At 73.3% G+C, this 11,294-nt stretch carries 13 protein-coding genes; 5 read left to right on the forward strand and 8 right to left on the reverse strand.

Annotated elements, in window-relative coordinates:
- Position 1: 1 nt before the first annotated feature.
- From gcvH to LN652_RS02405, 7 genes are all read right to left on the reverse strand, one after another.
- Positions 2–388, reverse strand: a complete 387-nt coding sequence (gene gcvH / locus LN652_RS02375) for a glycine cleavage system protein GcvH (protein ID WP_230443111.1) — start codon at positions 386–388, stop codon at positions 2–4.
- Between the two features lie 67 nt (positions 389–455).
- Positions 456–1,253 (reverse strand): DUF881 domain-containing protein, encoded by a 798-nt coding sequence (locus tag LN652_RS02380; protein ID WP_230443112.1) that lies wholly within the window; start codon positions 1,251–1,253, stop codon positions 456–458.
- Positions 1,246–1,578: a small basic family protein gene (locus LN652_RS02385; protein ID WP_211731748.1), complete on the reverse strand. Its 333-nt coding sequence runs from the start codon at positions 1,576–1,578 to the stop codon at positions 1,246–1,248. The genes LN652_RS02380 and LN652_RS02385 overlap by 8 nt, the downstream gene beginning before the upstream one ends.
- Complete coding sequence (locus tag LN652_RS02390) at positions 1,575–2,411, reverse strand: DUF881 domain-containing protein (protein ID WP_230443113.1); 837 nt, start codon at positions 2,409–2,411, stop codon at positions 1,575–1,577. The genes LN652_RS02385 and LN652_RS02390 overlap by 4 nt, the downstream gene beginning before the upstream one ends.
- Positions 2,412–2,451: 40 nt before the next feature.
- The gene (locus LN652_RS02395) at positions 2,452–3,054 is read right to left on the reverse strand and encodes a CDP-alcohol phosphatidyltransferase family protein (RefSeq protein ID WP_230443114.1); all 603 of its coding nucleotides are present in this window, start codon (positions 3,052–3,054) and stop codon (positions 2,452–2,454) included.
- 20 nt (positions 3,055–3,074) lie between these two features.
- Entirely contained in the window at positions 3,075–4,139 is a 1,065-nt protein-coding gene (locus tag LN652_RS02400; RefSeq protein ID WP_230443115.1) for a hemolysin family protein, read from the reverse strand.
- Complete coding sequence (locus LN652_RS02405) at positions 4,136–5,488, reverse strand: hemolysin family protein (protein ID WP_230443116.1); 1,353 nt, start codon at positions 5,486–5,488, stop codon at positions 4,136–4,138. The genes LN652_RS02400 and LN652_RS02405 overlap by 4 nt, the downstream gene beginning before the upstream one ends.
- A gap of 255 nt (positions 5,489–5,743) precedes the next feature.
- On the opposite strand from LN652_RS02405, the gene LN652_RS02410 reads away from it, so the two are divergent.
- The 4 genes from LN652_RS02410 (at position 5,744) to LN652_RS02425 (ending at position 10,155) form a co-directional block, all read left to right on the forward strand.
- On the forward strand, positions 5,744–7,276 hold the full coding sequence (locus tag LN652_RS02410) for a sulfatase family protein (RefSeq protein WP_230443117.1): 1,533 nt from the start codon (positions 5,744–5,746) through the stop codon (positions 7,274–7,276).
- 4 nt (positions 7,277–7,280) lie between these two features.
- Positions 7,281–8,354 (forward strand): ArsB/NhaD family transporter, encoded by a 1,074-nt coding sequence (locus tag LN652_RS02415; protein WP_230443118.1) that lies wholly within the window; start codon positions 7,281–7,283, stop codon positions 8,352–8,354.
- Between the two features lie 24 nt (positions 8,355–8,378).
- A complete protein-coding gene (locus LN652_RS02420; RefSeq protein ID WP_230443119.1) occupies positions 8,379–9,317 on the forward strand; it encodes a threonine/serine dehydratase in 939 nt (312 codons plus the stop codon).
- A gap of 109 nt (positions 9,318–9,426) precedes the next feature.
- Positions 9,427–10,155 carry a hypothetical protein gene (locus LN652_RS02425; protein ID WP_230443120.1) on the forward strand — a complete coding sequence of 243 codons (729 nt, stop codon included), beginning with the start codon at positions 9,427–9,429 and terminating at the stop codon, positions 10,153–10,155.
- Here LN652_RS02425 and LN652_RS02430 read toward each other — a convergent pair.
- The gene (locus LN652_RS02430) at positions 10,152–10,604 is read right to left on the reverse strand and encodes a BLUF domain-containing protein (RefSeq protein WP_230443121.1); all 453 of its coding nucleotides are present in this window, start codon (positions 10,602–10,604) and stop codon (positions 10,152–10,154) included. The two genes, LN652_RS02425 and LN652_RS02430, sit on opposite strands and share 4 nt — an antisense overlap.
- Positions 10,605–10,723: 119 nt before the next feature.
- Between LN652_RS02430 and LN652_RS02435 the strand changes: the two genes are divergently transcribed.
- Positions 10,724–11,140, forward strand: coding sequence for a carboxypeptidase-like regulatory domain-containing protein (locus LN652_RS02435; RefSeq protein WP_230443122.1), 417 nt, complete (start codon positions 10,724–10,726; stop codon positions 11,138–11,140).
- The last annotated feature ends 154 nt before the right edge of the window (positions 11,141–11,294 follow it).

Consider the following 11,294-nt stretch of genomic DNA (forward strand, 5'->3'; position numbering starts at 1 on the left):
TTCAGCCCTCGAGGCCCGACTGGTAGGTGGCGGCGTCGAGCAGGCCCTCGAGCTGGGAGCCGTCCGCGACCGTGACCTCGAACAGCCAGCCCGCCTCGTAGGGGTCGCTGTTGACGAGCTCGGGCGTCGTGTCGAGCGCCGGGTTGGTGGCGACCACCTCGCCGGTGACCGGTGCGTAGATGTCGCTGACCGACTTGGTCGACTCCAGCTCGCCACAGGTCTCCCCCGCGGTGACGGAGTCGCCGACCTGCGGCAGCGACACGTAGACGATGTCACCGAGGGCGTCCTGGGCGAAGTCGGTGATGCCGACGCGCACCGAGCCCTCCGCGTCGCCGGGCGTGCGGACCCACTCGTGCTCGCTGGTGTACTTCAGGTTCTCCGGATACACGTCGGCTCTCCTCGCGAGGTCGGGACGCGGCAGACCCGTTCTGCCGCCAGGGCGCTCCGGCGGCAGGCTACTGGCCGGTGCCCAGCTCCGCATAGGCGGGTCGCGTCGCCTCGCGGACGCTGGTGACCTCCACCTGCTCGGGCTCCTCGATCGTCACCTCGGCGCCGTCGAGGGTCTCGAGCGTCTCGACCGGGCCGGTGGAGAAGGTCAGCGCGGTCCGCAGGACGTGCGGGTCGCCGATCACGTCGAGGACGTACGGCGGCTCGAGCAGCTGGTCGTCGAGCTCGATGCCGCCCACCGCGTTCTGGAACGAGCTGTCCGCACCGAGGCGGATCTCGTCGTTGAACTCCATCGCCTCCGCGCCGGCGGTCCGCAGCTCCTGCACGGTGTCGAGCAGCGAGCCGACGCTGACCCGGCTGGTCGTCTCGGTGATGGTGATCCGCAGCCCCTCGCCGGAGACCGGCACCAGGCCGGCGATGATGTTCAGCGTGCGGACCCGCTGCTCGGCCTCGTCGAGCGCCGCGGCCCGGGCCTGGTTCTCGTCGAGCAGCTCGTCGCGGCGCGACTCCAGCCGGTCGACCTCGCGCCGGGCCCGCTCGGCGGTGCCGGTGAGGCCGTCGAGGACCTGGATCAGCTCGCTCTCGCGCAGGCCGGCGTAGGTGTCGTTGGCCTTGGTGTCGCGCACCTGCACGACGAAGGTGAAGCCGAGGACGGCCAGCAGCACCCCGACCACCGCCTGACGCCGCGAGGGTCGCGTGAACGCGCCGCGGAGCCGGTCGCGCCCCGGCTCCACGTCCCTCGTGTCGGGCCGGTCGGGCTGGTCGGGCCGGTCGGGCTGGTCGGGCTGGTCGGGCTGGTCAGGCATGGAAGACGTGCCTCCGGATCGCGGCCACGTTGGAGAAGATCCGGATGCCGAGCACGACGATCACGCCCGTCGACAGCTGCGCACCGACGCCGAGCTGGTCTCCGAGGTAGACGATCGCGGCGGCGATCACGACGTTGCTGACGAAGGAGACGACGAAGACCTTGTCGTCGAAGATGCCGTCGAGGTACGCGCGCAGGCCGCCGAAGACCGCGTCGAGGGCGGCCACGACCGCGATCGGCAGGTAGGGCTGCAGACCGAGCGGCACGTCCGGGGCGAACACCAGCCCCGCCACGATGCCGAACAGCAGACCGAGAGCGGCAATCACGGCGCGCTCCCCTCCCCTCCACCTTGGCCGTCGGGATCGGCGTCGAGCTCGATCACACCACGCAGGTCGCGCGACGGCGCAGCCGGCAGGCGCATGTCGTCCACATTCTCAGGCGTGTAGAGGAATCCCAAGCCGCTGACGAGCGCGAACCACTCCTGTCCCTCGCTGGTCTGGAGCAGTCGGGCCTGCAGGGTGCGCGGGTCGCCGATCGCGGACACGACGTAGGGCGCGTTGACCGGTCGCCCGTTGACGTGGATCGCCCGGCTGGTGTTGCGGATGCCGCCGAGGGCGTTGATCCGCTGGTCGTTGATCGCGATCGCCTCGGCGCCGGCCTCCCACAGCCCGTCGACCAGCACCGCGAGGTCCTCGTCCCGGATCTCGCTGTTGACGTCGATGCCCGGACGGTTGTCGACCGTGATCCGGACGCCCGGTCCGTGGACGGCTGCGAAGCCGGTGACCAGCTCGGCGCGGCGCACCCGCGTGTCGAGGTCGTCGAGCTGGCCCTGCACGGTGGTGCTGCGGGCCACGATCGCCTGGTTGCCGGCGGTCAGGTCCGCCACCTGCGCCTGCAGGCCGCGCAGCTCGTCGCGGCGGGAGTCGATCTGCTGGGTCAGCGCGGCCCGGCTGAGCTCGTCGACCTCCGCCTGCCGGTCGGTCTGCGCCGCGACGACGGACGCCATCACGCCGAGCGCCGCGACGGCCAGCAGGCTGGCGACGTGCGGGCGCGTGCGCGGCGCGGGCGCGGCCCCGCTCGCCGCGCGCTGCTGGGCGACGTGGGCGTAGTCCTCGTCCATCGACCGCGCCGTGATCAGCGTGAGCAGCGGCGTCGTCACATGCGGCGGGAGCGGAGCAGCCGGCCCCCGCGCGGGCTGCTCAGCCATGGTCGGTCGCGGGCGACGTACGACGCGGTGTGTCGCGCACCAGCGTCCGGACCTGCCAGGCGTAGAGCACGCCGGCCCACCAGTAGAGACCGATCCCCCACCACGCGAACGCCCACCCGAAGTTGCGGGCGAGGGTGGCGACCACGCCGGTGCCCTCGCCGAGGAGCAGCAGCGGGAAGGCGTAGAGCAGGTTGAAGGTGGCGGCCTTGCCGAGGAAGTGGACCGGGAGGGCGGAGAAGCCGCGGGTGCGCAGGATCGGGACGAGTCCCCACAGGCACAGGTCGCGCAGCGGCAGGGCCACCGCCACCCACCACGGGATGATGTCGCGCAGGAACAGCCCGATGACCACGGCGAGGATGTAGAGCCGGTCCGCGACCGGGTCGAGGATCTCGCCGAGCTTGGAGAACTGCCCGAGCTTGCGCGCCAGCCACCCGTCGAGGAAGTCGGTGAAGCCGGCGACCATCAGCACGGCGAGGGCGACGGCGTCCTGCTCGGGCCCGAGCACCAGCCACAGGAACAGGGGCACGCCGGCGAGCCGCACCAGACTGATGATGTTCGGCACGGTCCAGACGCGGGTCGCTTCCTCCTCGGACACGCCCCGACCCTATCCAGCCCTCATCCGACGTCGGCGCCGGACACGTCGTGGTGCGCCGCGTCACGGATCTCGCCGACCAGCTCCTCGAGGACGTCCTCGAGGGTGACCAGTCCGACGACCCGTCCGTCGCGCTCGACCACGCGCGCCATGTGGGCGCCCTTGACCTGCAGGCTCTCCAGGGCGTCGTGCAGCAGGTCGTCCGGGTGGACCGACGCGAACGGCCGCACCCACTTGTCCTCGACGACCCGCGAGCGCTTGTCGTCGTCGGACTCCAGGACGTCCTTGATGTGGAGGTAGCCCAGCAGCTCGCCGTCCGGTGCGGCGACCGGGAAGCGGCTGAAGCCGGTGGCGGCGCAGATCTGCTCGACGTCGGCGACGGTCGAGCCCTGCGACACGGTGGCGAGGGTGCTGGACGGCATGAGGATCGAGCCGACCGACTTCTCGATGAAGCCGAGGGCGCCGGCGAGCCGGTCGTACTCCTCGGCCTCGATCATGCCCTCGCCGCGCGACTCCTCCACGAGCGCCGCGACCTCCTCGCGGGTGAAGCTCGAGCTGACCTCGTCCTTCGGCTCGATCCGCAGCAGCCGCAGCACGCCGTTGGCGGCGAGGTTCATGCCGGCGATCACCGGGCGCAGCACGGTCACCACGGCCAGCATCGGCGGGCTGAGGACCAGCGCGGCGCGGTCGGGCCCGGCCAGCGCGATGTTCTTCGGCACCATCTCGCCGAGCACCACGTGGAGGTAGACCACGATCGACATCGCCACCACGAACGACACCGGGTGCAGCAGGTTGTCGGGCAGGTGCGCCTGGTGGAACAGCGGCTCGAGCAGGTGTGCGACCGCCGGTTCGCCGATCGCGCCGAGGCCGAGCGAGCACACCGTGATGCCGAGCTGGGCGCCGGCCATCACCAGCGACACGTTCTCCATCGCCGACAGCGTGGTGCGGGCCGCGCGCGAGCCGCCCTGCGCGAGCGGCTCGATCTGGCTGCGCCGGGCGGACAGCAGCGCGAACTCGGCGCCGACGAAGAACGCGTTGAGCGCCAGCAGCACGACGGCGAGCAGCACGCCGAACAGGTCGCCGTTCATGACGGCTCCCCGGTCGTCGTCGCCACCAGGCGCAGGTCGAGCCGGTCGATGCGCAGGCCGTCCATCCGCTCGACGGTGAGCATGACCAGCCGCTCGCGCGGCTCGTGCGGGTCGGAGCGGTCCGGGACCGCCACCTCCACCCGGTCGCCCGGGGTGGGGATCTTGCCGAGCTCGCGCATGACCAGCCCGGCGACGGTGTCGTAGTCCTCGTGCAGCGGCAGCTCGATCTCGGTCGCGTCCTCGACCTCGTCGGGGCGCAGCAGCCCGGACAGCGTCCAGCTGCCGTCGCGGCGCTGACGGATGCGGGCGCCGAGGCGGTCGTGCTCGTCGGAGATGTCGCCGACGATCTCCTCGACGACGTCCTCGAGCGTGACGATGCCGGCGTGGCCGCCGTACTCGTCGAGCACGATCGCCATCTGGAACCCGTCCTGGCGCAGCAGCGCGAGCAGCGGGTCGAGGCGCAGGCTGTCGGGGACCACGACCGGCTTGACCATGACGTGCTTGATCCGGGTCGTCGCCCGCTCGTGGACCGGGACGGCCACGGCGTGCTTGACGTGGACGGTGCCGACGACGGTGTCCTCGGCGTCGAGCACCGGGAAGCGGGAGTGGCCGGTCTGCCGGGCCAGCTCGATCACGGCCGAGACCCGGTCGCCGTCCTCGACGGTCGTGGTGCGCACGCGCGGGGTCATGATCTCGCCCGTGGTGCGGGTGCCGAACTCGACCGAGCGCTCCACCAGCTCGGCGGTCTCGGCGTCCAGGGTGCCCTGGTCGGCGGAGCGCTGGACCAGCGAGGCCAGCTCCTGCGAGCTGCGCGCGGAGCGCAGCTCCTCCTGCGGCTCGATGCCGAGGCGCCGCACGATGCCGTTGGCGGAGCCGTTGAGGGCCCGGATCGGCGTCCGGGTGAGCGCGGTGAAGCCGCGCATGAAGCCCTGGGTGGCGCGTGCGGTCTCCAGCGGCCGGGCGATCGCGATGTTCTTCGGCACCATCTCGCCGAAGATCATGGTCAGCACGGTGCCGAGCGCGAGGCCGAGACCGAGCGACAGCGGCGTCACGACGCCGTCGGGCAGTCCGGCGGACGCCAGCGGCGCGTCGATCAGGTCGGCGATGGCGGGCTCGGCCAGGAAGCCGATGGCCAGGTTGGTGACCGTGATGCCGACCTGGGCGCCGGACAGCTGGGTGGACAGCGAGCGCAGGGCGAGCTGGACGCCCTTGGCGCCGTCGTCGCCGTCAGCGGCGGCGCGCTCGACGGTGGCACGGTCGACGGTCACGAAGGAGAACTCCGCGGCCACGAACAGCCCGCAGGCGGCGATCAGCGCCAGCGCCACGAGCAACAACACGACGGGGGTCACGACGCGCTCCCGGGGGACGGGGCGGTCGTGCGGGGACTTTGACTCTCCATGGCGGGTGCTGGGGGTTCCTCGATCTCGGCGTCAGGAGGGCAGAAGCGTACCGGTTCACACCGTCTCGGCCCCAGTCGACGTGTCGCCTTGGGGAGGTGCGGGGCCGCGCCCTACTCTTTGGCCACACCACGGGGGCACGACGCCGTCGTGGGCACTGTGGGGCGAGACTTCAGGGCCGATCGGCTCGGGCGAGGACGACGACGGATGCGAGCGTGGGCGCAGTCGATCACGGCTGCACTGCTGGTGGTGCTCGTCGCGACCCTCGCGACCGTGTCCCTCGCCGACGACGGCGGGTCCGCCACCGGATCCGGGTCGGTGCGGATGGCGCAGGGCACGCAGTCGCCCTCGGCCGGCGGCGGGCCGACGCGGCCGAACCTCGTCTTCGTCCTCACCGACGACATGCGCGACGACGACCTCGCCGCGATGCCGATCACGCGGCGGCTGCTGGCCGACGAGGGCATGGAGTTCACCGACGCCATCTCGCCGCACCCGCTGTGCTGCCCGGCCCGCGCCCAGCTCGCCACCGGCCAGTACGCGCAGAACAACGGCGTGCAGCACAACCGCGGGGTGCACGGCGGCTTCCAGGCGCTCGACCCGACCCGGGAGGCCAGCTCGTGGTTCCGCGACAGCGGCTACCGCACCGGGTTCGTCGGCAAGTTCCTCAACGGCTACGGCCCCCACGACGTACGACCCTCGGGCTGGACGAGCTGGGACGCCCTGACCCGCGGCGTCTACGACTACGTGAACTTCTCGATGACCGGCGACGGCGCCCCGCAGCGCTACACCGACAGCTACATCACCTCCGTCATCGAGGACCACGCCAACCGCGACGTCCGCGACTTCGCCCGCAGCGGCGACCCGTTCGTGGTCTACGCCTGGCACCTCGCCCCCCACTACCGGATCACCCCCGAGGGCGGTCGCGGGCTGCCGCCCGCGATGCCGCAGGACCGCGGTCTCTACCGCGACGCCCGGCCGACCTCGTTCGACTCCCCCTCCTTCGACGAGGCCGACGTGTCCGACCAGCCGCAGTACCTGCGCCACCTCGCGCCGGCCGACGCCGACGAGGTGCGCGCGGAGAACTCGGCGCGCCTGGAGTCGCTGCAGGCCGTGGACCGCGCGGTCGGGTCCCTCGTCCAGACGCTCGACGACGAGGGCGTGCTCGACGACACCTACATCATCTTCTCCTCCGACAACGGCTACTCGCTCGGCGAGCACCGCTACGTCGGCAAGGACGTGCTGACCGACGAGGCCCTCCAGGTCCCGCTGCTGGTGCGCGGCCCGGGGATCGCCCCGGGCACGACGTCCGACCTGCCGGTCACGCTGGTCGACCTGCCCGCGACCTTCGCCGACCTCACCGGCGTCTCGCCGCGCTGGCAGGTCGACGGGACCTCTGTGGCGGACACCCTGCTCGGCGGCCAGCAGGCCTTCCGCGACACCACCCTCATCCAGACCGGGCGCACCCTCGGCGACGGCTGGTCGCACCGCGGGGTGCGGACCGACCGGTACCTCTACGGCACCGACGGGGTCGACGCCTTCCTCTACGACCTTCAGGACGACCCGGACGAGATGGTCAACCTGGTCGACGACCCCGCCTACGCCGGGGTGCGCGAGGCGCTGGAGATGCGCCGCAGCGAGCTCGTCGACTGTGCGGGCTGGACCTGCAACCAGGTCTTCGGTCCCGTCCCGGAGCCGGTCCTCGAGCGCCGTCGCGGTCCCGGTCGCCGACCGCCATCCTGATCCCATGACAGAGGTCCTCGACCAGGTGCTGCCGGTGGCGGTCTTCCTGGTCGCCATCACCGTGACCGCCGAGGTCGCCCAGCTCGCGGGCGTCTTCGACGTCGCCGCGCACGCGCTCGCCCGCCGGGCGCGCCATCGCGTCGTGGTGCTGTGGCTGCTGTTCGCGCTGCTCGCGGTCGGCTGCACGATCGTGCTGAGCCTCGACACGACGGCGGTGCTGCTGACCCCGGTCGGGCTCGCGGTGGCGCGGCAGACCGGCGTCGCGCCGATGCCGTTCGCGCTGACCACCCTCTGGATCGCCAACACCGGCTCCCTCCTCCTCCCGGTCTCCAACCTCACCAACCTGCTCGCGGTGCACCGCTTCGAGGACCTCGGCGCAGGTCACGGCGACTACGTCCGGACCGCGGCGCTCCCCGCGGTGACGGCGATCGCCGCCACGCTCGTGCTGGTCGCGGTGCTCCAGCGGCGCGCGCTGCGGGGGACGTACGCCGTCGATCCCCCGCCCGAGCCGCACGACCGGGTGCTGCTGGTGGTCGGCGCCGCTGTGTGCCTGGCGATCGGGCCGCTGTTCGCGGTCGGGCTCGAGCCCGCGGTCGTCGCGCTCGCCTCGGCGACCGTGCTGCTGCTGGCCGCGCTGTGGCGGGCACCGTCGCTGGTGCGCGAGGTGCGGCCGCCGTGGCTGATGGCCGGCGCGTTCGTGCTCGTGTCGGCGCTCCTGCGCCTCGCCCAGGGCGAGGGCCTCCTCGACTGGGTGGGGTCGCTCGTCGGCACCGGCACCGGCCCGCTGGCCCTGCTCCACCTCTCCGGCGCGTCCGCGCTGACGGCCAACGCGATCAACAACCTCCCCGCCTACCTCGTGGTCGAGCCCGCAGCGGCCGACGACGTGCGCCGGCTCGTCGCGACGCTCGTCGGGGTCAACGCCGGCGCGCTGGTCACGCCGTGGGCGTCGCTGGCGACCCTGCTGTGGCTCCAGCGCTGCCGGTCGGCCGGGCTGCAGGTGCCGCTGCTGCGCCTGGCCGGGTGGGGCCTGCTGTGCGCGGTCGTGTGCGTCACCGCGGCCACCCTCGTCATCCGCTGAGCACGCACCGCCGATACTGGCCGGGTGAGCGACCTCCCCCACCCCGTGACCCGCGACGACGTGCTCGAGGCCCGGGAGCGGATCGCCGGCCGGGTCCGGCACACGCCCCTCCTCGCGCCGGTGGCCGGCGACGAGGCCTGGCTCAAGCTCGAGCACCTCCAGCTCTGCGGCGTGTTCAAGATCCGCGGCGCGTTCAACCGCCAGCTCGCCGGCCTCGAGCGGGGCGAGATCGGCGACGCGGGCATCGTCGTGGCGTCGGGCGGCAACGCGGGCCTCGCCCAGGCGTTCGCGGCGCGCGGGCTCGGCGTCCGCGCGACGGTCTTCGTGCCCGAGACCGCGCCGGCGGTCAAGGTCGCCCGGATCGAGTCCTACGGCGCCGAGGTCCGGCGCGCCGGCCGGGAGTACGCCGAGGCCCACGCCGCCGCGGTCGCGTTCGGCGAGGCCGAGGGCGCGGCGTTCGCGCACGCCTACGACCAGCCCGACGTGGTCGCGGGCGCCGGCACACTGGCCGAGGAGGTGCTGGCCGACGAGCCCGGCATCGACACGATCGTCGTCGCGGTCGGCGGGGGCGGGCTCTACGCCGGCGTCGCGGCGGCCGCGCGCGGGCGGGCCCGGGTCGTGGCGGTGGAGCCGGTCCTGATCCCGACCCTCCACCGCGCGATCGCGGCCGGTCGGCCCGTCGACGTCGAGGTCTCCGGGGTCGCCGCCGACTCCCTCGGCGCCCGGCGCGCGGGCGGGTTCGCGGTCGCGGCGGCGCTGGCCGAGGCGCCCGTCTCGGTGCTGGTCGACGAGGACGCGATCGTCGAGGCACGCCTGCGGCTGTGGCAGGAGCTCCGGATCGCCTCCGAGCACGGTGCGGCGACGGCGTACGCCGCCCTGCTCTCGGGTGCCTACTCCCCCGCCCCCGGGGAGCGGGTCGCGGTCGTCGTCTGCGGGGCCAACACGGACCCGGCGACGCTGTAGGACCTCGGCCGTTCGGACGAGGAGCCCCGCCCCGGGTGGCCGATCCGCGGCGGTCCCGTCCTCGGCGAAGGTGGTCGCACCGACCGTCCACCACCCGAAGGACCACCCGATGAGCGACCTGGCCGAGGCCGACCCGACGACCGCGACGCCCACCCCGGCGACCGACCCCCGACCGCGCGTCGTCGGCGCCGCCGCGATCGCCCTGGCCGCCTCCCTCGTGGCCCAGAACGCGGTGGTGGTCTGGACGGGGTCACCCGACTACGCGGCACCGCTGGAGGACGTCCTCGGCTTCCACGCCGAGCACCGCACGGCCGTCGCTGTCGCGGTCGGCCTCGAGGCCCTGAACCTGCCGCTCCTCCTCGGCTTCCTCGCCGGCCTCCACGGCCTCGTCGTGCGCCGTGGAGGCGCGGGTGCGGACTGGTCGCGCCTCGCGCTGGCCGCGGGCGCCACGCTCTCCGCGGTGCTGGCGCTCTACGCCGTGCTGTGGACCGGCGTGGTGCTGGCCGCCGACGGGGCGGCCGACCCGAGCCCGCTGCTCGAGCTCACCTGGCAGATGCACGCGGCCGCGTTCGCCCTGACCCTCCCCGCGCTCGGCACGACCTTCGTGGCCGCGGCCATGGCGGCACGGGCGAGCGGCCTGGCACCGGCCTGGCACCGGCTCCTCGCCGGGGCGGCCGGGGTCCTGCTGGTCGCCGCCGGGTCGGCCGGCCTCGCCGTCGCCGACGGGTCGGCGCTGCTGTTCGTCGGGATGCCCGGCTACGTCGCGTGGGTCGTGTGGCTGCTGGTGATCGGCCTCCGGCTGCTCCGCCCACGGCCGGCCGACCACCGGACCGCCTAGTCCGCCGGACCTGCCCCGGGTGCGAGCGGGTCGCGCATCTGGTCGCGGAACAGGCGGTGGATCGTCGCCACGGCGTCGTCGCGGGCGACGGCGCTCTCCACGTGGCCGGTGCGGAGGTAGTCGGTGAACCCGGGGACCTCGTGCAACCGCTGCTCGGGCACCTGCCGGAACCCCATCGACCAGTCGGCGAAGGACCGCTCGGCGACCTCGCCGCGGCGCAGCACGTCGACGTCCCTGTGCCGGGGGTCCTGCCGCACCTTCGCCATCACCGCGTCCACGGCCTCGGCCGGACCCTCGAGGGTCTGGACGAAGCTCCCACCGGCGTAGAGGAGCACGCCGGTGACACCGTCGGCGGCATTGTTGGTCCGGCACTGCTCGAGGAGGTCCTCGAGCGCCGCGGGCGTCCAGGTGCCGGTCGCAGAGCTGAGGTAGGTGATCGAGATCGGCAACGGAGCCCCCTGTCGTCGACCCGGAGCATAACCTCCTCGAGCCGGTGCGCCTCCACCCCGCCGGCCCGGGTGCGGCCAAAGGGATGCACGGTCATCGAAGGTCCGACACGATGACCTGCGTGACCCTCCCTCGCGCCTTGTCGGACCATCTCCGCGTCGGCGTGGCCTGCGCCGTGCTCGTGTCGGGCGGTGCCGCCCTGACCGGCTGCGGAAGCGAGGGCGGACCGACGCAGCTCCACGTCGACAGCTTCGTGTCGACGTGCGCGACCGACTCCGACGACTGCGACGGTCGCCCCGCCGAGGGCGCGGACGTCGAGGTTCGTCGGGGCGTGTCCACCGTGGTCGCGTCCGGACGGCTCGACGACGACGGGCGCATCGCGTTCGACCTCGACCCGGGCGAGTACACCGTCGTGGTGTCGATGGGCGACCTGCACACCGAACCGTCGAGCGTGATGTTGTCGGACGGCCAGACCATGTCGCTCACCATGCCGTTGCCCCAGGCCACCGGATCGACCGACGCGAGCACCTCCCCCTGACCCACGCCGCCGGCGTCCGGCTCTGGCACACCTCGTGTCGAGTGCCGCTGGACTGAGGCCGATCCGCAGTGGTCCGGTATCGACCCGCTCCGAGATGATCCGAGGCGCTGGTGTTCGACGCCGTGTCCTGTTCGGATGGGGGTCGGTGAGGGTG

The organism is Nocardioides okcheonensis (assembly GCF_020991065.1).
In the GTDB taxonomy this organism is placed as follows: domain Bacteria; phylum Actinomycetota; class Actinomycetes; order Propionibacteriales; family Nocardioidaceae; genus Nocardioides; species Nocardioides okcheonensis.